Origin of the sequence: Rhizobium sp. RU20A (assembly GCF_900155885.1) — a bacterium.
Taxonomy (GTDB): domain Bacteria; phylum Pseudomonadota; class Alphaproteobacteria; order Rhizobiales; family Rhizobiaceae; genus RU20A.
The window spans coordinates 239,141-262,068 of record NZ_FTMB01000005.1; the positions used below are offsets into that span (position 1 = coordinate 239,141).

General features: G+C 62.6%; 13 protein-coding genes and 1 pseudogene. 4 read left to right on the top strand and 10 right to left on the bottom strand.

Annotation, left to right across the window (positions count from 1 at the left end; all coding sequences use genetic code 11):
• Positions 1 to 106: 106 nt before the first annotated feature.
• The 7 genes and pseudogenes from glgB to F3H41_RS14505 all read right to left on the bottom strand — a co-directional run bounded on the left by glgB (position 107) and on the right by F3H41_RS14505 (position 13,894).
• Entirely contained in the window at positions 107 to 2,317 is a 2,211-nt protein-coding gene (glgB, locus tag F3H41_RS14475; protein ID WP_149739398.1) for a 1,4-alpha-glucan branching protein GlgB, read from the bottom strand.
• On the bottom strand, positions 2,314 to 4,779 hold the full coding sequence (locus tag F3H41_RS14480) for a glycogen/starch/alpha-glucan phosphorylase (protein WP_149739399.1): 2,466 nt from the start codon (positions 4,777 to 4,779) through the stop codon (positions 2,314 to 2,316). The genes glgB and F3H41_RS14480 overlap by 4 nt, the downstream gene beginning before the upstream one ends.
• Before the next feature lie 216 nt (positions 4,780 to 4,995).
• Complete coding sequence (locus tag F3H41_RS14485) at positions 4,996 to 6,189, bottom strand: VWA domain-containing protein (protein WP_149739400.1); 1,194 nt, start codon at positions 6,187 to 6,189, stop codon at positions 4,996 to 4,998.
• 143 nt (positions 6,190 to 6,332) lie between these two features.
• Positions 6,333 to 7,217: a transglutaminase family protein gene (locus F3H41_RS14490; RefSeq protein WP_149739401.1), complete on the bottom strand. Its 885-nt coding sequence runs from the start codon at positions 7,215 to 7,217 to the stop codon at positions 6,333 to 6,335.
• A gap of 5 nt (positions 7,218 to 7,222) precedes the next feature.
• Positions 7,223 to 9,571 (bottom strand): annotated as a pseudogene (locus tag F3H41_RS14495) (circularly permuted type 2 ATP-grasp protein); the annotation flags it as partial.
• A gap of 81 nt (positions 9,572 to 9,652) precedes the next feature.
• Complete coding sequence (locus tag F3H41_RS14500; protein WP_149739402.1) at positions 9,653 to 12,976, bottom strand: transglutaminase family protein; 3,324 nt, start codon at positions 12,974 to 12,976, stop codon at positions 9,653 to 9,655.
• A 144-nt stretch (positions 12,977 to 13,120) separates the two neighbouring features.
• Positions 13,121 to 13,894 carry a VOC family protein gene (locus F3H41_RS14505; RefSeq protein ID WP_149739403.1) on the bottom strand — a complete coding sequence of 258 codons (774 nt, stop codon included), beginning with the start codon at positions 13,892 to 13,894 and terminating at the stop codon, positions 13,121 to 13,123.
• A 98-nt stretch (positions 13,895 to 13,992) separates the two neighbouring features.
• Between F3H41_RS14505 and F3H41_RS14510 the strand changes: the two genes are divergently transcribed.
• Entirely contained in the window at positions 13,993 to 14,433 is a 441-nt protein-coding gene (locus F3H41_RS14510) for a MarR family transcriptional regulator (RefSeq protein ID WP_149739404.1), read from the top strand.
• Positions 14,434 to 14,509: 76 nt separating this feature from the next.
• A complete protein-coding gene (locus F3H41_RS14515) occupies positions 14,510 to 15,535 on the top strand; it encodes a hypothetical protein (RefSeq protein WP_149739405.1) in 1,026 nt (341 codons plus the stop codon).
• A 58-nt stretch (positions 15,536 to 15,593) separates the two neighbouring features.
• On the opposite strand, the gene ilvD is transcribed toward F3H41_RS14515, so the two are convergent.
• Complete coding sequence (ilvD, locus tag F3H41_RS14520; RefSeq protein ID WP_149739406.1) at positions 15,594 to 17,435, bottom strand: dihydroxy-acid dehydratase; 1,842 nt, start codon at positions 17,433 to 17,435, stop codon at positions 15,594 to 15,596.
• Positions 17,436 to 17,759: 324 nt separating this feature from the next.
• On the opposite strand from ilvD, the gene msrP reads away from it, so the two are divergent.
• Together msrP and msrQ are read left to right on the top strand one after the other, a co-directional pair.
• On the top strand, positions 17,760 to 18,701 hold the full coding sequence (gene msrP / locus F3H41_RS14525; RefSeq protein WP_149739407.1) for a protein-methionine-sulfoxide reductase catalytic subunit MsrP: 942 nt from the start codon (positions 17,760 to 17,762) through the stop codon (positions 18,699 to 18,701).
• The gene (msrQ, locus tag F3H41_RS14530) at positions 18,701 to 19,357 is read left to right on the top strand and encodes a protein-methionine-sulfoxide reductase heme-binding subunit MsrQ (RefSeq protein WP_149739408.1); all 657 of its coding nucleotides are present in this window, start codon (positions 18,701 to 18,703) and stop codon (positions 19,355 to 19,357) included. The genes msrP and msrQ overlap by 1 nt, the downstream gene beginning before the upstream one ends.
• A 19-nt stretch (positions 19,358 to 19,376) precedes the next feature.
• On the opposite strand, the gene F3H41_RS14535 is transcribed toward msrQ, so the two are convergent.
• Together F3H41_RS14535 and F3H41_RS14540 are read right to left on the bottom strand one after the other, a co-directional pair.
• Positions 19,377 to 21,761 carry a GGDEF and EAL domain-containing protein gene (locus tag F3H41_RS14535; protein WP_149739409.1) on the bottom strand — a complete coding sequence of 795 codons (2,385 nt, stop codon included), beginning with the start codon at positions 21,759 to 21,761 and terminating at the stop codon, positions 19,377 to 19,379.
• A complete protein-coding gene (locus F3H41_RS14540) occupies positions 21,758 to 22,801 on the bottom strand; it encodes a spermidine/putrescine ABC transporter substrate-binding protein (protein ID WP_149739410.1) in 1,044 nt (347 codons plus the stop codon). The genes F3H41_RS14535 and F3H41_RS14540 overlap by 4 nt, the downstream gene beginning before the upstream one ends.
• Positions 22,802 to 22,928: the final 127 nt, after the last annotated feature.

The following is a 22,928-nucleotide window of genomic DNA, read 5'->3' on the forward strand; positions in this document are numbered from 1 at the left end:
CCTCCCATCAGATGTTCTCAGGTTCCACCGGCCCGTTCCCCTTGGGCCAATGGTCCCTTGCGTCTTGGCTCTTCCGACGGTCCGCGCTGAGCACGCGGATGCCGGCCTATTGCTGCTCGAACATCACCGTCGCCAAGGGCGGCAGGGTGATGTCGGCCAGAATGGCACCGGACGGTTGTCGCTCGGCCTGAACGGCACCGCCATTGCCCTTTCCGCTTCCTCCGTAAATCTCCGCGTCGCTGTTGAGAATTTCCTTCCAGCGTCCCTCGGCAGGCAGCGGGATGGTGTAGTTTTCGCGATAGACGGGCGTGAAGTTGGTGACGACTGCAATGGTCTTTTCGCCCGGCGCCTTGCGCAGCCAGGCAAAGACGGAGTTGTCGCTGTCATTGGCGATCAGCCATTCAAAACCGTCGCCTTCGCAGTCCCGCGCATGAAGCGCGGGCTTGGCGCGGTAGGTGCCGTTGAGATCGCGCACGAGACGGCGCATGCCGGTGTGCAGCGGGTATTCGTCGAGGTTCCAGTCGAGCCCGCGTTCCTCCGACCATTCGCGCCACTGGGCGAATTCCTGGCCCATGAACAGGAGCTTCTTGCCGGGATATCCCCACATGAAGCCGTAATAGGCCCGCAGATTGGCGAATTTCTGCCAGTCGTCGCCGGCCATCTTGGCAATCAGCGATCCCTTGCCGTGCACAACCTCGTCATGGGAGAGCGGCAGCACGAAGTTTTCGGTGAAGGCGTAGAGCAGGCCGAAAGTGAGGTCGTTGTGGTGGTGCTTGCGGTGGATGGGCTCGCGGGCGAGGTACTGCAGCGTATCGTGCATGAAGCCCATGTTCCACTTGAAGCCGAAGCCCAGGCCGCCGGCATGGACGGGATGGGAGACCTTGGGCCAGGACGTGGATTCCTCTGCAATCGTCAGGATGCCCGGATGGCTGCCATAGACGGCGGCGTTCATCTGCTGGAGGAAGCGCACCGCCTCCAGGTTTTCGTTCCCGCCATATTCGTTCGGCACCCATTCGCCGTGCTTGCGCGAATAGTCGAGGTAGAGCATCGAGGCCACCGCATCGACACGCAGGCCGTCGAGGTGGAATTTCTCGGCCCAGTAAAGGGCGTTGTTGAGGAGATAGGCGAGCACCTCGGCGCGGCCGAAATTGTAGATCGCCGTGTTCCAGTCCGGGTGGTAGCCCTGGCGCGGATCCTCGTGTTCGTAGAGCGCGGTGCCGTCGAACCAGCGAAGCCCGTGGGCGTCGGTCGGAAAATGCGCCGGAACCCAGTCGAGGATGACGCCGATGCCGACCTTATGGGCGCCGTTGACGAAGCGGGCAAAGCCCTCCGGCTCGCCGAAGCGGGCGGTGGGGGAATAGAGACCCGTCGTCTGGTAGCCCCAGGAGGGGTCGAACGGATATTCGGTGACCGGCAGGAATTCGATGTGGGTGAAGCCCATGTCGACGCAATAAGGGATCAGCCGCTCGGCGAGTTCGTCCCAGGTCAGCATCGAGCCGTCTTCGCGCCGCTGCCAGGAGGCGGCATGCACCTCGTAGATGGAAATCGGCTGACGGCGGGCGTCCGTACTGGCCCAAAACTTTCGGTGCGCCTCGTCTTCCCAGACCTGCGCGATCTCGCCGGTGGTGACGGAGGCGTTCTTCGGGCGCAGTTCGGAGCGGCGGGCGAAAGGGTCGGCCTTCAGCGGCAGAAGTTCGCCGTTCTTGCCGATGATCTCGTATTTGTAGGGAACGCCTTCCGGTACGCCGGGAATAAAGATCTCCCAGATGCCGGTGTCGATCCTGAGTCGCATCTGGTGGCGGCGGCCATCCCAGGCGTTGAAGTCGCCGACGACGGAGACGCGCTGCGCATTCGGGGCCCAGACCGCGAAGTGGAAGCCGTCGGCACCCTCATGGGCGATGCCGTGCGCGCCCATCTTGTCGAATAGGCGAAGGTGCGAGCCTTCCTTGATGTAATAGTCGTCCATCGGCCCGAGCACGGGGCCGAAGCTGTAGGGATCGACGACGGTCCATTCGCCGCCGGCATTCTTCAGCCGGTAGCGGATCGGCTGGCGCTTCTTCAGCGCCACCGGACCATCGAAGAAGCCCGCGTCGTGGCGGCGGGTCAGTGTCCCGAGCGGCTTACCGGCCAGCGTTTCCGCGACCGCCTCCTCGGCGTCCGGTATGAAGCATCGGGCGATAAAACCGCCCTTTGCCTCGTGTACGCCGAGAACAGCAAAGGGGTCGCCGTGCTTGCCGGCGACGATTGCTGCAATTTCCGCCTCCGAAAGAACGCTTCCTCCGTTACCAGTCGTCACGTTGGCGGAATTTTCGGTCATACGACCCTCCAGATTTCCTTTGCGTATTGCCGGATCGTCCGGTCGGAGGAGAACCATCCCATCCGTGAAGTGTTCCGGATGGTCTTCGAATACCAGACATGCGGATCGGTCCAGAGCGTATCGACTTCGCGCTGGGCCTTGGCATAGGCATCGAAGTCGGCAGCGACCATGAACCAGTCGTGATTGTAGAGGCCGTCCACGAGTCCGGCGAAGCGGCCGGTATCGCCCGGCGAGAAGACGCCGGAAGAGATGGCGGAGAGCGCCTGCTGCAGTTCACGGGAGCCTTCGATGATGGCGCGGGGATTGTGGCCGTCGGCACGGGTCTTGGCCACCTCCTCTGCCGTCATGCCGAAGATCTTGATGTTCTCTTCCCCGACATGGTCGCGCATCTCGACATTGGCGCCATCCAGCGTGCCGATGGTCAGCGCGCCATTGAGGCCAAACTTCATGTTGCCGGTGCCGGAGGCTTCCATGCCGGCCGTCGAGATCTGCTCGGAAAGGTCGGCGGCGGGCACGATGACCTCGGCAAGCGAGACGTTGTAGTTGGGGACGAAAACCACCTTCAGCAGGCCGCGCACGGCGGGGTCGTTGTTGATGACCCTTGCGACGTCGTTGGCCAGTTTGATGATCAGCTTCGCATTGTGGTAGCTCGGCGCCGCCTTGCCGGCGAAGAGCTTCACACGCGGCACCCAGTCGAGCTCGGGATGCGAGCGCATCTGGTCATAGAGCGCGATGGCCTCGATGATGTTGAGGAGCTGGCGCTTGTATTCGTGGATGCGCTTGATCTGGATGTCGAACATCGCGGAGGGGTCGAGGCGGATGCCCATGCGGCTCTGCACGAGCTTGGCGAGGCGCACCTTGTTGGCCCGCTTCACGGCCGCGAACTTTTCCTGGAAGTCCTTGTCGTCGGCGAATTTGTCGAGATCGGAGAGCGCCTCCGTCTCGTCCATGAAGCGATCACCGATCGCATCGCGGATGAGGGAGAACAGGCCGGGATTGCACTGCATCAGCCAGCGGCGCGGCGTGATGCCGTTCGTCTTGTTGTTGATGCGGGTGGGGTAGAGCCGGTGCAGGTCGGCGAAGACCGTTTCCTTCATCAGCTCCGTATGCAGGGCGGAGACGCCGTTGATCGAGTGCGAGCCGACAAAGGCGAGATTGCCCATGCGCACACGGCGCTCGCCGCTTTCGTCGATCAGCGAGATCGAGCGGATCTGCTGGTCCGTGTGGGTCTTCTGCCGGCGAGCCTCCATCAGGATCATCGCATTGATGGCGTAGACGATCTGCATGTGGCGCGGTAGCAGGCGCTCGAACAGCGGCACCGGCCAGCTTTCCAGGGCTTCGGGCAGCAGCGTGTGGTTGGTGTAGGAGAAGGTGAGGCGGGCGATGCCCCAGGCCTGCTCGAAATCGAGGCCATGGACATCCGTCAGAAGGCGCACGAGTTCGGCGACCGCGACGGAGGGATGGGTGTCGTTGAGCTGGATCGAGACGGCATCCGGCAGTGAGGTGAAGTCGGGATATTGCTGCAGGTGGCGGCGCAGAATGTCCTGCAGCGAGGCGGAGGAGAAGAAGAACTCCTGGCGCAGGCGCAGTTCCTGACCGGCGGGCGTCGCGTCGGCGGGGTAGAGAACGCGGGCAAGGCTTTCGGCCTTGTTGCTTTCACGCAGCGCGCCGATGTGGTCGCCGGCATTGAAGGCGTCGAGCAGGATCGGATCGATCGGCGTTGCCGTCCACAGGCGCAGCGTGTTGACGCGGTTGGCGCGCCAGCCGACGACGGGCGTGTCATAGGCCGTGGCGATGACGCGCTCGGCCGGCTTCCAGACGTAGCGGGTCACTTCCTCGTCGACATTGACAGTCTCGACGGCGCCACCGAAGCCGATTTCGTAGGAGCTTTCGCGCCGCTCGAATTCCCAGGGGTTGCCGTGGGCAAGCCAGTTTTCGGGCAGCTCCACCTGCCAGCCATCGGCCATCTGCTGGCGGAAAAGGCCGTGCACGTAGCGAATGCCGTAGCCGTAGGCCGGCACGTCCACGGTTGCCATGGATTCCATGAAGCAGGCGGCCAGACGGCCAAGGCCACCGTTGCCGAGGGCCGCGTCCGGCTCAAGCTCGGCGATCACGTCGATGTCGACGCCGAGCGAGGTCAGCGCCAAGCGCATCTCGTCCATAATGCCGATATTGGTCATGGCATCGCGCATCAGGCGGCCGATGAGGAATTCGAGCGAGAGGTAATAGACGCGCTTCGAGCCCTCGGCGTAGGTGCGCTTGGTGGCGTCCATCCAGGTATCGGTGATGCGGTCGCGGGCCACCAGGATGGCGGCGGTCAGCCAGTCATGCGGCTTGGCGACCTTCGGGTCCTTGCCGATGCGATATTTCAGGCGTTCGAGGATTTCCGTGGCGAGCTGCTCGGGGCTCGACGTGCGAAGCGCCGGCGTCGGAAGCTCGCTGGATTTGACCTGGTTCATCATGGAAAAGATTGCCCCTTCTTTCCAGTTTTCAAGACCCGCACCCTCCGGGTTGTATCGATTTATGCATCTATCCGAAGCGCTTGCAATACATCTTGTCAAGAAAGCCGGCACGCGGGCACGGCAGGTCATGTCCCCAACGGCACTTGTGGCAAGTTGTTGAAAAAAATAAAAAAGCCGCCTGCACAGGACAGGCGGCTCCAGCCGAGACTTGGTGGATTACTTGCTGAGGCGGGTTGCGACGGCAGTGGCGCGTTCGCCGATGAACTTGAAAGCCGCCGTCAACTGATCGCCGTCTTCTGCAGGAATGTAATGGGCAGGCGTCGTGGCGCAGTAGCGCAGCAGGTCCTGCCCGGCCTTCGGCGCCATGAATGGTACCGAGAAAACCTCGATCCCCGCCTTGCGTGCCTTGTCGCAGTAGGCCTTGGTTGTCGTATCGGCGCTTAGAATGTTGTTTACGCCATCGGTCAGCAGCACGATGAACTTCGACGGTATCTGGCCGTTCTTGATCTTGTGTGCATTGTTTTCCGACAGCTTCATGAGCGAATCATAGGCTGTAACGAAAGCGGGCGCCGAGTTTGTGAAGCCGCTCGCTTTAAGATTGTTCACGTAGTCCATCGTCCGCTTCGTCCCCCAATCCAGGGGAGTAGGCTGGTCTGCATCGGTGCTGTAGGACGAAGCTCCCGTGCGAACGAGAGACTGCGTCGGATCTGCCTCGTTCAACGTCAGCACGAGTTTTCCGACCGCGTCCTTCAGCACTTCCAGCTTGGTGGCCGTGTCCTCGTAGGACCACGTACAGGTCGTCGGGACCCACTGATTATTGAAGCAGTTATAGGTATACGTTCGGGTGGTTCGCGTGTTGGTCTTTTCGTCCATCGATCCCGACCGGTCAAGGACCAGATACATGGACAAGGCGTTCTTGGACTCCGTACTCGATGTCGCGGTGCCCGTGGAATTGATGACGGTAGAATCGTGGCCGAGCAGCCGCGTCAACGGCGTGAAATGAACCGTCGTGCCGGCGGTGACTTCGACCTTGTATTCCTTGGCATTGCCGAGGGTCGGCTTGACGGAGATCTTGACGACGGCCTGGGAGGCAATCTGCTCCGGCGTGCCGTCATTTTCACCCTCGTCAAGATTGCTTTTGCGCGAAACCTGGCCCTTCAGATATTCGAGCACGATCTTTCTGGCTTCATCTTCGCTGACGCCTTTTCCGGCGAGTGCGGATGCACCCGCCAGGGCTGCCGCATCCACAGCCCCCTGCATTTCCTGTTTCGTCAGGACCATGCTCGCCATGTCCAAGACAATGCCCCCGGCACCGATCAGCACGGGCAGCGCCAACGCGCCCAGCAAACCGAAATTGCCGCTCCTGTTGGACAAAAGACCACGGGGATTGAAATGGCGTCGGCGTGTCATGGGTCTCTCGCAGGAGAACTTGATCGTCGTTACTTTATCCAAGGTCCGTTTCAAGGCCGTTGCTGCTAAATTTAGAATTTTAGCGATCGACGCAAAAACTTGGCGTTTTTTGACAGTGAGACGCCGCTTTGTCCGGCTTTGGGTCAGGCCGGCAGCACCGGCACCACGTCCACGGCCTGTTCCGTCGTCTGGCCGCCATAGCTTTTCAGGATACCGATTACCGGGGCGACGTCGGCATAGTCGCGGCCGTGGCCGACCACGATGTGGTCGGTGCCGGCCGGGATGTCGTTGGTGGGGTCGAGTTCGACCCAGCCGGTGATGGGGCCGGCCCAGTAGCGCACCCAGGCGTGCATCGCGTCCGCCCCTTCCAGCCGTTCCTTGCCCGGCGGGGGAATGGTGCGCAGGAAGCCGCTGACATAGCCCGCGGGAATGCCGAGGCTGCGCAGCGCGACGATCATGACATGGGCGAAATCCTGGCACACGCCGCGCTTCAGCTTGAAGGCGGCTGCCGGTGTCGTATCCACCGTCGTCGCTTTCGGATCGTAGGTGAAGTCCTTGTGGATGCGGGTGCAGAGCGCCCTGGCGATCTCGTTGACCGTCATGCCGTCGCAGACCGCAGTGCGGGCATAGGCGGCAATGGTGGCAACCTCGGGCAGGCGGGGGCTGACGCCCATGAAGTGGTGCGGAGAATCAGGATCGAGCGTCCAGACGGTCGCCAGCGCCGGTGCGAGATCGGCGAGTTTTGGCGAAAAGTCGGCGGTGATTGGCACGGGGTCGACGGTGACGCGGGCCTGCATGCGGATCATCAGCCGGTCATGGGCGGTGCGGAAGACGATGGATGTGGCAGCGTTGCGGAAGAAATCGGTGCTTTCGTGCCGCTCCTGCGGGGTCGGGACACAGCTGACGGAACCGGCGACGAGACGCTGGCGGCCCGGCTGCGAGAGCGGCAGCACGCGCACCATGTGCCGGCCGCCGGAGACGGGGACGTCATAGGCATAGGTGATCTTCAGATTGATGTCGTAGATCACGGGGCTCAGCTCAGATAGGTTTGTGCAAGGACATCGGAGAGGTGCTCCAGATCCTGCTCGAAGCGGCGGTAGACGGCGGGGGTCATGCCGTCCGGCGTCATGACGGCGAGGCCAGCGTGCAGGCGCATCGCTTCGCGGTAGAAGGACGACATCTGCCCATTGGTGAAGGCGTTCGGCAAAAGCTCGACCTCGGTCTTGATCTCGTTCAGCTGGTAGAGGATCGAGCGCGGGTTCAGCGGGTCGAGCGCAAGCAGATCGGTGACCGTCAGCGAGGCGGTGGCGACGTTGTAGCGGCGGCGATGGGTCATGACGCTGTCGCCGATTTCCAGCAGCATGTCGTAGGCGCCGTCCGGCGTGTTCGGCCCGGTCATGTGGCCGAGAAGGCGCGTCATGTGCAGGCCGCGCTCCAGGTAGCGGCCAATCGACAGGAAGCGCCAGCCGGTGAAGCGGTACATGTTTTCATGCACGAGACCGGCAAAGCCCGCAAGCTTGCGCAGGAGAATGGTCATGGCGTGGGTGGCGTCGTCGCCGGCCTGGACGGTGGCGTGGAACTTGCGCGCGGTCTTGGCGAGATCGTTGAGCGCCAGCCAACCATCCGGCGAGAAGCGGTCGCGAATGTTGCTGGCAGAAAAGAGGGCGCTCGAAATATTGGCGAGCAGGCTCGACGGGACCGGCTGCTTGGTATCGATGTCGAGCGCCGCCAGATATTCCGTCACGTCTTTCAGAAGCGGCATGTCGGGATTGGCAGCTTCCGCGTAGCGGCCGTGCCAGGCACGCAGGATGCGCAGCGCCCCTTCGGCCCGCTCGATGTAGCGGCCGAGCCAGAAGAGATTGTCGGCTGCGCGGCTCGGCAGGCTGCCGGGCATGTTGCGGGTGAAGCTTTCCTCCGCCGGCAGCAGCGATGTGCGGGCGACGGGCTTGTCACTGACGATCCACACATCGGCCGCCGAACCGCCGGCCTGCATGGCAATGGCCGCGACATCGTCGCCCGAGCCGATGCGGGCAAAGCCGCCGGGCATGATCTGCCAGCCATCCAGCGTGCGGGCGGCAAAGACGCGCAGCGACATCGGCCGCGGCGTCAGCTTGCCGTTGACGAAGGCGGGCGTGGTGGAGAGCGTCACGGCCTCCTGGCCGACGAGCTTGGCGCCGTCGGTCTTCAGCCATTCGCCGATCGATGTCTTGGCGTTGTCGCGCAGGGTGGAGCCGAGAACGGATTGCTCGTTGTCGTCGAAGAAGGGGCGCACGGAATAGGCCGGGCCGATGACCATCTTCTCGATATTGGCGGCGACATGCGCCTGCTCGGCCGCCTGCCCGCACCACCAGGTGGCGATGCTCGGCAGGCGGAGGTCCTCGCCCGTCAGGTGGCGCGAGATGCGTGGCAGGAAGGCGAGGAAGGCGCGGGTCTGCAAGATGCCGGAGCCGAGCGCGTTGACGATGGAGACGGAGCCGGCCCGCAGCGCCTCCACAAGCCCGGGCGTGCCGATGTGGGAGTTCTGGTTGAGCTCCAGCGGATCGGCAAAGGCGGCATCGAGACGACGCCACAGCACGCCGACGGGCTTCAGGCCAGCGACGGTGCGCACCATGACGCGGTCGCCGACCACCGTCAGGTCTTCGCCTTCCAGCAGCATGAAGCCCAGATAACGGGCGATGTAGGCGTGTTCGAAATAGGTCTCGTTGGCAACGCCGGGCGAGAGGACCGCGATGCGGTCTTCCGGGTGGCGTTTGCCGGCCTGCAGCGTGTCGCGGAAGGCGCCGAAGAAGCTGGCGAGGCGGTGCACATGTGTTTCGGCATAGACATCGGAGAAGGCGCGCGTGGTCGCCACGCGGTTTTCCAGCGCAAAGCCGGCGCCGGAGGGCGCTTCGGTGCGGTCCGACAGCACCCACCAGTTGCCATCCGGGCCGCGGCCGATTTCGAAGGAACAGAATTGCAGAAAATGGCCGTCGGCGGGCTTCACCCCGACCAGCGGGCGCAGGAATTCCGGATTGGAGCCGACCAGGGCCGGCGGCAGGAAGCCTTCCCGCACCAGTCGTCCCTCGCCGTAGATATCGGCGACCACCTTCTCCAGAAGCTCGGCGCGCTGCACAAGGCCTTCGGAGACGACCTGCCATTCCTTTTCGTCGATGAGGACGGGAATGTGGGAGAGCGGCCAGTTGCGTTCGGTGTTTTCCTTGCTGCCATAGGCCCGGTAGAAGACGCCGGCATCGCGAAGATAGCGGTCGGCGCGGGCGAAGCGGTTGACGAGGTCGGTCTCGTCCATGCGGCCGATGGCTGCGAGCAGGTGCTGCCAGACGGGGCGCACTGCGCCCGACTTGTCCAGCATCTCGTCGGCGCTTCCGGGCAAGGCGGCATAGCCCGAGACGAGATCCGTTCGGGCCTTAGCCTTTGCCTGTGCCTGTGCCTTCAACTGCGGTTCGGCCGCCGATTTCACCACGCCTTACACTCCTGCCGGGCGCCTCAGGTCGAGCGTCAGGGGGAATTCGGGCGACGGCGTTTCCGGATAGAAGGTAAAGCCGCCGGCCGTGTGTCCCCAAGGCTCGAAGCGTGCCAGCCGGCGTGCCTCCGCCTCGTTGCCGTTGACGGGGAAGGTCTCGTAATTGCGACCGCCCGGATGGGCAACATGGTAGATGCAGCCGCCGATCGAGCGCCGCGACCAGGTATCGTAGAGGTCAAAGGTTAGCGGCGTGTTCACGGGCAGCACCGGATGCAGGCCGGAGGCCGGCTGCCAGGCCTTGTAGCGCACGCCGGCAACGGCAACGCCGGCTTCACCGGTCGCCGTCAGCGGCACGGGCCGGCCGTTGCAGGTCACGGTGTAGCGACCGGGATTGGCGGTCTGCAGCTTGACCTGCACGCGCTCGACGGAGGAATCGACGTACCGCACCGTGCCGCCGATGGCCCCCTGTTCGCCCATGACGTGCCACGGCTCCAGCGCTTGGCGGATCTCGAGCTTGGAGCCCTCGTATTCCACCTCGCCGCAGAAGGGGAAGCGGAATTCGAGCTGGGCCTCGAACCATTCGGGCCGGAAATCGAAGCCATGGGCGCGAAGGTCGGCAAGGACGTCGAGGAAATCGGCCCAGACGAATTGCGGCAGCATGAAGCGATCATGCAGCGTCGTGCCCCAGCGCACGAACTTGCCGTCGATGGGATAGAGCCAGAAGCGGGCGATGAGGGCGCGCACGAGAAGCTGCTGGGCCAGCGACATGCGCGCATTCGGCGGCATTTCGAAGCCGCGGAACTCGACGAGGCCGAGACGCCCGGTCGGGCCATCCGGGGAGAACAGCTTGTCGATGCAGATTTCCGAGCGGTGCGTGTTGCCGGTGACGTCCACCAGGAGGTTGCGAAACAGGCGATCGACCAGCCAGGGCAGCGGCGGGTGCAGGCCTGAATTGGGCAGCGGCACCTGCGAAAGCGCGATTTCCAGCTCGTAGAGGCTGTCGTGACGCGCCTCGTCGATGCGGGGTGCCTGGCTTGTCGGGCCGATGAAGAGGCCGGAGAAGAGGTAGGAGAGCGAAGGGTGGCGCTGCCAGTGCAGCACCAGGCTCTTGAGAATATCCGGACGGCGCAGGAACGGGCTGTCGAAGGGCGTCGAGCCGCCGACCACCACGTGATTGCCGCCGCCGGTGCCGGTGTGGCGCCCGTCGATCATGAACTTGTCGGCCCCGAGGCGGCACTGGCGCGCTTCCTCGTAGATCGCCGTGGTGATGTCGACACAGTCCTTCCAGCTATAGGCCGGGTGGATATTGACCTCGATGACGCCGGGGTCCGGCGCGACGCGGATGACGTTCAGCCGTTCGTCGTGGGGCGGAGCATAGCCTTCGATGTGAACCGGCAGCTTCAGCGCGGCAGCGGCGCGTTCGGCCGAGGCGACGAGATCGAGATACTCCTCCAGCGCCGCCGTCGGCGGCATGAAGATGCAGAGCCGCCCGTCGCGCACTTCGACGGAAATCGCGGTGCGCACCCGCCCGCCGATCTCCTCGTAGGACTGGCCGAGCGCCTGCTGCTGCGGCGTTTCCGCCTGGAAGGAGTGTTCGGGCATGACCCGGCCCGTTTCCGTCGAGAAATCCGGCAGCGGCGGCTTCTCGATCATCGGATCGGTCGGGTTGATGTAGGGATACCAGGAGGGGGCGATGTAGGGCAGCGAATTCAGCGGCAGGCGGAAGCCGACCGGGGAATCGCCGGGGATGAGATAGATGCGGCCGCGACGGGTGCGCCACTTCTCGCTGACCCAGGTGAGGCCCGAGGCGCGCCCCTGCCACGCCTGCACGGGCAGGACATAGCCGGCCGGCTGGGTGAGCCCGTTGGAAAAGACCTTGGCGATGCGGTTGCGCTCTTCCGGGTCCTTGAGCTTGGAATTGGCGGGATCGACGTTTTCGGGAAGATTGGCTTCCTTGACGATCCATTCGGCCGGATCCTCGTAGGCCGCCGTCACATTCTCAGTGGCAATGTCGAGCTCGACGGCAATGGCCTGAAGGAGACGCGAGGCATCCTCGTGGGTGACACCTGTGTCGCGCGTTTCCACGGCCACGAGGTCCGGATTGTTCCAGATCGGCCGGCCATCGCGGCGCCAGTAGAGCGAAAAGGTCCAGCGCGGCAGGCTCTCGCCCGGATACCACTTGCCCTGGCCGTAATGCAGGAAGCCGCCGGGGGCAAAGCGCTCGCGCAGGCGGCGGATCAGCGTATCGGCAAGGCCGCGCTTGGTGGGGCCGACGGCGGCGGTGTTCCATTCGGCCGACTGGAAATCGTCGATGGAGACGAAGGTCGGCTCGCCGCCCATGGTCAGGCGCACGTCGTTTTGCGTGAGCACGTGGTCCACGTCTTCGCCGAGCGCGTTCAGCGCCTCCCAGCTCTCGTCGGAGAAGGGCTTGGTGATGCGCGGGTGCTCGGCGACGCGCGAGACGCGCATGTCGAAATCGAATTCGGTCTCCGCCTCGCCGAAATAGCCGCCGCTGATCGGCGCGGCATTGCGATAATGGGGCGTGGCGGCCAGCGGAATGTGGCTTTCGCCGGTCAGGAGTCCGGAGGTCGGGTCAAGGCCGATCCAGCCGGCGCCGGGCAGGAAGACCTCGCACCAGGCGTGAAGGTCGGTGAAATCCACTTCCGTGCCGGAGGGGCCGTCGAGCGCCTTGAGGTCCGGAGCAAGCTGGATCAGGTAGCCGGAGACGAAGCGGGCGGCGAGGCCAAGATGGCGCAGCACCTGCACGAGAAGCCAGCTGGAATCGCGACAGGAGCCCTTCAGCGATGTCAGCGTCTCCTCCGGCGTCTGCACGCCCGGCTCCAGGCGGATGACATAGCCGAGTTCCTGCTGAATGCGGGCGTTGAGGCCGACGACCATGTCCACGGTGCGCTGGCGCGAGCGATCGACCGTCGCCATGAAGGCCTTCAGCGCCGGGCCCATCGGTTCGGGCTCGGTGTAGATCGACAGGTCCTTGCGGATGTCTTCGGGATAGTCGAAGGGCCAGTGCTCGGCCAGTTCCTCGACGAAGAAGTCGAAGGGATTGTAGACCGTCATGTCGGCGACGAGATCGACCTCGATCTTCAGTTCCGTGACGGGATCGGGAAAGACGAAGCGGGCCTGATAATTGCCGTAGGGGTCCTGCTGCAGGTTCACGAAATGGTTGGCGGGCGTGACCTTCAGGGAATGGCTGATGACCTTGGTCTTGGAATGCGGCGCCGGTTTCAGCCGGATGATCTGCGGTCCGAGGCGGACGGGTTTGTCGTAGCTGTAGTGGGTCAGATGGTAGATGCTGGCCTTGATCGACATGCTGCCTCGTATTGCCCTCTGGAACGGTCTTTAGCCGTCATTCCCCTGAGTTTGTGCAATGCGAAGAGAGAAAGCAAGCGGCGATCGGGCGGGGTGTGGAAGAAGCCGCCGGCATCGCCGGCGCGCCTCCCACACTTTTGCCGTTCAGCGTGTCATGGAGACCAGCGAGAAGGATGCGCCCTGGGGATCGAGGCAGGGGATGATCCAGGCGCCGCCCGGTACCTCCATCGGCTGGTCGAGCACCTGCCCACCGCCCGCCGTGACCCGTTCGCCGGCCGCATCGAGGCCTTCGACGGTGAAATAATACTGCCAGCGGTGCGGGCCCGGCATTTCCGGCGGCTTGCGCATCATGCCGCCAATGGCGTTTCCGCCGACGGCAAACATCTGGTAGGTGCCGAGCGGGCCCATATCCATCGCCGTATCCTTCTGCCAGTGGAAGAGGCGATGGTAGAAGGCCATGGCTTCTTCCACATCGGCGCACATCAGCTCGTTCCAGCCGACATGGCCGGGCGCCATGAACTTCGCCGCCTCGCCGCCGGGGGTCGCGGAATGGAAGAGGCAGAAGACCGCGCCATGGGGATCGGAGACGACCGCGAAGCGGCCGACGCCGGGAATGTCCTCGGGCGCGCGGTGCAGCGTGCCGCCATGGGCGGACAGGTGCACGGCCGCGATATCGACCTCTTCCACGGCGATGTAGCCGAGCCACGCCGGCGTTGCTCCGCCCTCGGCCGCATGCGGCGGCATGTCCATGATCCCGGCGACCATGTCCTTGCCGGCGCTGGCGATGAGATAGTCGAGGCCGGGCATGCCGCTGTCCTCGATCGTCCAGCCGATGACATCGGAATAGAAGGCCGTTGCGGCGGCCGTATCGGTGGTCATCAGTTCATGCCAGACGAAACGTCCGCGAAAGTCACTCATCCTCAGTCCTCCATTGGTGGCTTCTGCCTCTTGCAGCCCTTTACGTCATGGCGGCGTCAGCGGCTTGACGGTTATGTTGATATCAACATAAATGGAGCATGTCAAAGCCACCGGTGATTCCCTTCCAGACGACGCTTTTCGTGAAGGACATGTGTCTGTGCCTGCATGCGCAGCGGGCGGCGCGAGCGCTGGCGCGCCTCTTCGACGAGGCGCTGAAGCCGCACGGGCTGACGAACGGGCAGTTTTCCCTGATGATGTCGCTGAACCGGCCGGTGCCGGCCGGCATGGCCGACGTCGCGACCCTGCTCGCCATGGACCGCACGACGCTGACCGCGGCGCTGAAACCGCTGGAGCGACGCGGGCTGGTGACGGTGTCGGAGGATGCGAAGGACCGGCGACGGAAGCTGCTGCGGCTGACGGGGGAGGGGGAGAGACTGCTTTCCGCCGCGCTGCCCGTGTGGCGGGAGACGCATGCGATGCTCGATCAGCGCCTGCCGGATATCGAACGGCTGAGGGCGGATTTGCGGGTGGTGTCGTAGAAGCGCTGCAGATTTGGGTTGATTTTTTGGCTTTCTATCCCGAATCCTTTGCCTAATGGGGCTGGAGGAATGTTTCATGCCAAAGCGAAAAAGAAAACGTGGCCCCAGTTCTCTCGCAATTGGCAGGGTTTCGAGATTGCCAATGACGCCTAATCAAGCGCTTGGTATCCGTGTCAAGAGGGCCCTGCGTAAAAGGATTGCTCCTCCTCCGCCAGTTTCGGAGGTTGTTCTTGTTTTTCGCTCTGAAGTTTTTGACAGAGTGATAGAGGCGCCAAAATTCTATAAAATTGGCGAGAGCATGATCGGTGTTTCCAATAAGAAAAACGTTCACCCAGTCTATTTTTCCGGCGAGTATATATTCATAGACTTTGATAAGTACAAGTCAGTTCCTAAAATTGACTGTTCCTTAATGGCGAATGCTCCCAAGAGCGCTGATGAATTTCCAAAGGCAGCCTCATTGCAATTCAAATTTTTGACAGACAAAATACCTTCTCAGTCAAAATCTAATTTCCTGAAGTATTTATTGTTAAAACACTCAAAAGAATCTAATAGCGTATTGAGGGGAAGGGATATCTATCGAAACTGCATAAAAAGATGGATACGGCAGGCGGAATTGTCAGCAAATATGTCTGCCCCGGAATCAGTCAGGCAAAATGCTTTGGCGATGATCGATGTTATTGAAAAGGAGATGAAATCTCTTGAAAATGAATATTTTCACTGGCCTTCCACCTCCGCACCAAAAGCTTCCGGGAGGGGCTTCTCAATTCAGTCGCCAGACGAAGGTATTTTATCGTTTTTTCAGTATCATGTTGGTTTTTCTAGCGAAGTCAGTCAGCATGCGCGACGTGCAATTTTATTGTTAATTTTCAAGTGCGATTTGCCACCTATATTGCCTCCGGAACATATGATGTTGTGGGCTGCGCCGAATACGAGTCGTCGATTATATAAAATTGCTCACACACTTGCATCGTTAACACGTAATGCTAAACGGCAAAAGTACGAAAAGTATCAAGAAGCGATATCGGATTGGGAGTCCGATCTAGGCTTCCTCTACCGAAATCTCTACGTCGGGCACTTCAAATTTGATTGGCCTTCGACATAAATGTGCAGGGAAGAACTAGCCGCTCTCAGTCGAGCGGCCAATGTCAAAAACGTTCTTCTCACTCCTCGCCAGGCAGAATGCGCACCGCGCCCTTGTCGGCGCTGGACGCAAAGGCGGCGTAGGCCTTCAGCGCCGTCGTCACGTTGCGCTTGCGGGGGGCGGCCGGCTTCCAGCCGAGCTTGTCCTGTTCGGCGCGGCGGGCGGCGAGTTCGGCGTCGCTGATGGCGATGTTGATCGTGCGGCTCGGGATGTCGATCTCGATGATGTCGCCCGGCTTGACGAGGCCGATAGCGCCGCCCTGGGCGGCTTCCGGCGAGGCGTGGCCGATCGAAAGACCCGAGGTGCCGCCGGAGAAGCGGCCGTCGGTGATGAGCGCGCAGGCCTTGCCGAGGCCCTTCGACTTCAGGTAGCTCGTGGGATAGAGCATTTCCTGCATGCCCGGGCCGCCCTTCGGGCCTTCGTAGCGGATGACGACGACGTCGCCGGCCTTGACCTCGTTGCCGAGGATGCCCTTCACGGCCGCGTCCTGGCTTTCGTAGACAACGGCCGGGCCGGAGAATTTCAGGATCGACTCGTCCACGCCGGCCGTCTTCACGATGCAGCCATCGAGCGCGATGTTGCCCTTGAGGACGGCAAGGCCACCATCCTTGGAGAAGGGGTGCTCGACGGAGCGGATGACGCCGTTCTCGCCGTCGGTGTCGAGTTCGTCCCAGCGCGCTTCCTGGCTGAAGGCAACTTGCGTCGGGATGCCGCCCGGCGCGGCGCGGAAGAAGGTGCGCACGGTCTCGGAATGGGTGCGGGTGATGTCCCAGCGGTCGATGGCGTCGCCGAGCGTTGCGGCGTGCACGGTCGGGCTGTCGCGGTGGATGAGGTTGCCACGCTCGAGTTCGCCGAGGATGCGCATGATGCCGCCGGCGCGGTGCACGTCTTCCATGTGCACGTCCTGCTTGGCGGGCGCGACCTTGGACAGGCACGGAACCTTGCGCGACAGGCGGTCGATGTCTTCCATCCCGAAGTCGATGCCGCCTTCATAGGCCGCGGCGAGGATGTGCAGGACGGTGTTGGTCGAGCCGCCCATGGCGATGTCGAGCGACATGGCGTTTTCGAAGGCCTGCTTGTTGGCGACGTTGCGCGGCAGGACGCTGGCGTCATCCTGCTCGTACCAGCGCCGCGTGATGTCGACGATCAGGTGGCCGGCTTCGACAAAGAGGCGCCTGCGGTCGGCATGGGTGGCGAGCGTCGAGCCATTGCCGGGCAGCGACAGGCCGAGCGCTTCCGTCAGACAGTTCATGGAATTGGCCGTGAACATGCCCGAGCAGGAGCCGCAGGTGGGGCAGGCAGAGCGCTCGATGACCTTGACGTCCTCGTCGGAGACCTTGTCGTCGGCAGCGGCGACCATGGCATCGACTAGATCGAGTGCGTGCGTCTTGCCATGGAGGACGACCTTGCCGGCCTCCATCGGGCCGCCGGAGACGAAGACCGAGGGGATGTTGAGGCGCATGGCCGCATTCAGCATGCCGGGCGTGATCTTGTCGCAGTTGGAAATGCAGACCATGGCGTCGGCGCAGTGGGCGTTGACCATGTATTCGACGCTGTCGGCGATGATCTCGCGGCTCGGCAACGAATAGAGCATGCCGTCATGGCCCATGGCGATGCCGTCGTCGACGGCGATCGTGTTGAATTCCTTGGCAACGCCGCCGGCCTTCTCGATCTCGCGGGCGACCAGCTGGCCGAGGTCCTTCAGGTGCACGTGGCCGGGCACGAACTGGGTGAAGGAGTTGACGACGGCAATGATCGGCTTGCCGAAATCGCCGTCCTTCATGCCGGTGGCGCGCCACAGGCCGCGGGCGCCGGCCATGTTGCGGCCATGGGTGGTCGTACGCGAGCGATAGGCGGGCATGGTCGTTTCCTCTTGTTCGTCTTTGTCTTGTCATGTGTCGGCGCTCGTCGGCCTTTTTGGGGCGGGCACCGTCTGTGGCGGTCTTTTACGCCAGTTTCCGGCACTTTTCACTATCACATCTGTCAAAAGCGGTACGCCAGCCCAACAATCGGGCGTGATCGCCAGATGCGCCGGCGTGTTTTTTGGCGACCGGATGTAACGCTGCCATGATCGGCTGCGTAGAGTGGGGGACAGGATTTGCGTGGCAGGCAGGTGAAACTCTGTCAGCGGCTTGTCCGTTCTCTATATAGGTTTCCGCTTATTCGTTTTCCGAGAGGTTCTGCCATGGCCGCCTTCCGCGTTCCCCCGATCCCCGGCAGCGAGATCACCCCGAAATCCGTCTATCTACGTCGGCGCGAACTGATGGGGCTGGCGGCTGGCGGGCTGGCGCTGGCGGCGTCCCCGTCCCTTGCCGCGCCGCTGACGTCAAAGCCCTCGGCCTACACGGTGGATGAAAAGCTGACGCCGAAGGATTCGGTGACGAGCTACAACAATTTCTATGAATTCGGCCTCGACAAGGAGTCCCCGAAGGCGCTTTCCGGTGATTTCAAGCCGATGCCCTGGACCATCCAGGTGGACGGGCTCGTTTCCAAGCCGCAGACGCTCGATGTCGAGGCGATGCTGAAGGACTACACGATCGAGGAGCGCGTCTACCGCATGCGCTGCGTGGAAGCCTGGTCCATGGTCATTCCGTGGAACGGCATCCCGCTCGCCGCTGTCATCGACAAGGTCGAGCCACTCGGCAGCGCCAAATATGTGGCCTTCGAAACCGTCGTGCGGCCGGAGGAAATGCCGGGCCAGAAAGGCTATTTCCAGTCCCTGTCCTGGCCCTATGTGGAGGGGCTTCGCATGGATGAGGCCCGTCATCCGTTGACGCTGCTGGCGGTTGGCCTCTATGGCGAGACGCTGCCGAACCAGAACGGCGCGCCAATCCGGCTCGTGGTCCCGTGGAAATACGGCTTCAAGGGCATCAAGTCGATCGTCAGGATCTCTTTTGTCGAGGAGCAGCCGAAGAACACCTGGGCGCTGACGGCGCCGTCCGAATACGGCTTCTATGCCAATGTGAACCCCGAGGTTGATCATCCGCGCTGGAGCCAGGCGAGCGAACGGCGCATCGGCGAAGGCGGCTTCTTCAGCGAGGCACGCAAGCCCACTCTGCCCTTCAACGGCTATGCCGATCAGGTGGCCAGCCTTTATGCCGGCATGGATCTGAAGGTGAACTTCTGATGGCGGCTCCCGCCCAGCGGCGACTGCCGGTCATCTCGGTCTGGTGGATATACGGGATCGGCCTCTTGCCGGCGGCCTGGTTCTTCTACCTCGGCGCCACGGGTGGGCTTGGCGCCGATCCGGTCAAGACATTCGAGCGGCTGCTGGGCACCTGGGCGATCCGCTTTCTGATCCTGACGCTGGCGGTCAGCCCGCTCCGGGAGCTTGTCGGCATCAACCTCATCCGCTACCGGCGCGCGCTCGGTCTCCTCACCTTCTACTACGTGTTGATGCATTTTTCCGTCTACCTGATCCTCGATCAGGCGCTGGTGCTTCAGGCGGTCGTGCAGGATGTCCTCAAACGTCCCTTTATCATGTTCGGCATGGCGGGTCTCGTCTGTCTGATCCCCCTGGCGCTGACCTCCAACATGGCGTCGATCCGCAAGATGGGGCGCAACTGGGGCCGGCTGCATCGGCTGACGTATGTCGTCGCGCTGCTGGGCGCTCTGCACTATTTCATGGCGACGAAAGTGACCGGTGCGGAGCAGGGGCTCTACATAACGCTGCTATTGCTGCTCGTCGCATGGCGCGTGGCAAGGCCTTTCTGGAAGGATCGGCAGCGGACCCGCAATACGGGCGATGCCGGGCAGGCCCGGCGTCCGATCGTTCGGGGCTAGGCGCGCCCCGCACGCTTTCTCAGGCGGACTTGCGCCGGGCGGCGGCCGTACGGGTCGGCTTCGGGGTGGATGGCATGACGGGCGGTTGATTGGCATGACGCAGCGCCCAGACCTGCAGGTCCTCCATCTGCCGCGGTTTGCTGAAGAAATAGCCCTGGAAATAATCGCATCCGGCCGACATGAGCGTTTCCAGCTGCTCGCGCGTTTCCACGCCCTCTGCGACCACCCGCATCTTCTGGGCATGGCACAGTTCGTTCATCGCGCGCAGCGTCGGATGCATGTGGTCGGCCGTCAGCTTGCCCACGAAATCTCGGTCGAGCTTGATGGTGTCGGCCATGTAGTCGATGATCTGCTGCACCGAGGTGTAGCCGGCGCCAAAATCGTCGATGGCGATGCGCAGGCCGCCTTCGCGCAGCCGCTGAATGTTCTGGCGCAACTGATCGCCAAGGCTGACTGCGAAGGTTTCCGTCAGCTCGATCTCCACGGACCGGGCATCGACCTTGTAGTGACGCAGCCGGTCCACAATGTGATCGGTGATGGCGGTGGAGTGCAGTTCGGCCGAGGAGATGTTGATCGCCACCACCGTGTCCGGCCCGAAGATATCCTGCAGGCGGGCACAGTCCGCAATGGCCCTGTCGATCACCCAGAAGTCGATCTTGGCAAACAGGCCGTGGCGCTCCGCGATCGGGACGAACTCGTCCGGACCGACGGGGCCGAGGACAGGCGAGCGCCAGCGCAGCAGGGCCTCGCAGCCGGCCACCTTGCCCTGGCGGTTGATCAGCGGCATGTAGACGAGGTGGAACTGCTCGTCCGGATCGGCAAGGCGCAGTTCGTCCTGGATTTGGCGGATGCGGTGCTGCTTCTCCTCCAACGTCCGGGAGAAGTAGGCAAAGCGGTTCTTGCCCGTACCCTTGGACTGATACATCGCCGCGTCCGCATTGGCGACGAGGCTGGCCAGAGTCGATCCGTCGGTGGGGCAGAAGGCGACGCCGATGCTGGCCGTGACCGGATAACGTTCGCCGTGCACCTCGAAACCGTTGGCAAAAAGATTCAGGATGCGGCCGGCCAGTTCGTCCACCATGTCGGTGTGTGTCTGGGTCGGGATCAGGATCGCGAATTCGTCGCCGGACAGGCGCGCCACGATGGCGTTGGCCACCCAGTATTCCCCGGCGATCGCGTTCACCGTGGCGCTGATGCGTTCGGCAAGATGGCGCAGGAGGTCGTCACCGATCTTGTGGCCGTAACGATCATTGACGAACTTGAAGTTATCAACGTCGATGAAGAACAGGGCGCAGGCCGAGTCCGTCTCGATCATGCTACGGACCAGCGTTTCGCCGATCACGTTGAAATGGGCGCGGTTGGCAAGCCCGGTCAGCGGATCCGTCCACGACGCCTTTTGGACGAGAAGCAGGGTCTGCTGCGATTTTTCGTGCAGTTTCTGTATGTTATCCGTCAGGCGGGCCACTTCCCCGACCGTATTGCTGCTGACGATTTGCGTCGTCGATCCCGTCATCACCTTGGTGACGTTGCGGTCGAGTTCGGTAATGGGCTCGATCACGAAGCGGCGGATCAGCACGGTCAGAAGGCCGAGTGTGACGAGCGCCAGAACGGTCGCGCCGATGCCGAGCAGCATGCGCAGCCGACCAAGCGTCTGGTCGAGGATTCTCGCGTCTGGCACGATGCTGGCAAACATGCCGCCGCCAAGCTGCACGCTGGCTGCGAGATCCGCGGTGTTTGCGGACGGCTTGTCGCGTGACACGATGACCGGCGCACCATATTCGCGCTCCAGCCCGGCGCGCATATCGAGGAAGCGATCCGGCTTGACGGCGCCCTGCAACAGCAGTGCACGGGATTTTTCAGAGGCGATGGGCGGATTGAAGGTGCGCGGATCCACGAACTGTGAATAGACGATCAGCGGGCGTTGGCCATCGCCTTCGAGGAAGCTCCAGGCAACCAGATCCGCGCCGCTCTTCAGCTTCTTCGCGTTCTCGCGCTGCAAGGAACTGAGCGTGGCGAAAGGATCGTCACTGTTTTCGAAGTAATAGCTGAGCGAAAGATCCGGCTTGAGAATGGTGAAGGAGACGAATTTGCGCGGATCGGCCGACAGCGACTTGACCGCCTGCTGCAACCGGACGCCAAGGGCAGCGCTGCGATAGCTCTCGTCCTGCTCCTCGATGAAGAGGCGAAGCGCGCTGCCATCGGCAAGGCCGTAGAGGAAGGTGCGGCTCTGGTTCAGGTCGCTGTCGAAGAGGGCGGCCAGATGGTCAAGCTGCTGGGCGAGCTTGGCTTCCTCCAGTGCGCGCAGGGCACGACTTTCCGCGACGTAGACCAGGATGGCGGCCACGACATAGCCGACAAGCACGACGGGGAAGATCAGGAGGCTGGTGCGCTTGATGAGTGTCACTGGAAATGCACCAGGGAGCTGATGATCCGGCGGCGGATCTGGATGGACTGGGTGCTCAGTTCCTGCTGGATCTGGCTGCGGTCGAGGGCGCTCTGATCGGGGTAGACTTCCGGGTTGCGCCTGACGGCGTCCGGCATCAGGTTGAGCGCGGCATTGCTTGTGGTAGGCATTCTCAGGGTGAGCGCGTTCTGCTTGGCGTTTTCCGGAGAGCCGATGAAATCGACGAGCTTCAGGGCCATCGCCTTCTGTTTGGATGCGGACATGACGGCGAGGCAGTCGAGCCAGAACAGGCCGCCCTCTTTTGGCAGGCTGTAGCGCCACAGGTCAGGCCGGCCGACCTTGTTGTTCAAGGTGTGCTGGTCACCGGAATAACCGACGGCCATGTAGATTTGCGGGCCGATATTGGCGTGCTGGATGGACGTGATGACGTAGTCGTAGGTCAGCACATAGGGCGCCTGCGCCTTGAGGGCTTCGAAAGCCTGCTTCAGGCTGTCCTGGTCGTTGGCATTGATCGACAATCCGAGGAGGGAGAGCGGCGCGACGAAGGCCTCGTTATGGTCGTTGAACATCGCGATGTGCTTGCGCAGCGGCTCGGCCGGCTGCATCAGCGCGCTCCAGGAATTGGGGCGCTCCTGCACCTTGTCCGACCGGTAGAGGATGCCCATCGTGCCCCAGAGATAGGGCATGGCGTAATTGGCACAGCGATTGCGCCAGCGTGTGTCGTAATCCTTGAGAACGGGAACATTCGTGGTGTCGAGCGGCTCAAGAACACCGCGATTACCGAAGAGGTTGGCCGTCGTCTCGCCGACCACGGCCACATCGATGTTGCTGCCGGGATCTGCCAGCACCTCGTCCCGCTTGTCACCGCTGTCATAATAGATCTGGTTGACCGTCACGCCGGTCTCGGCGGTGAAACGCTGCAGGATGTCTTCGTCGATATAGGATTCCCAGATCAGCAGGTTGAGGCTTTCCGCATGGGCGGCACTGTTGACGAAACAGGATAGAAGTGCGGCGCAGAAGAATGAGAGCCGGGTGCCCATGATCTTGCCTCCGATTATCGTAGATACGTTCGTCTGAACGCTGGCATCAAAATGATTTCAAAAGGCTTAGTTCTTTGTGCCAATTCCCCCAGTTCGACCGCATTTCGCGTTGTATTTTCACAGGATT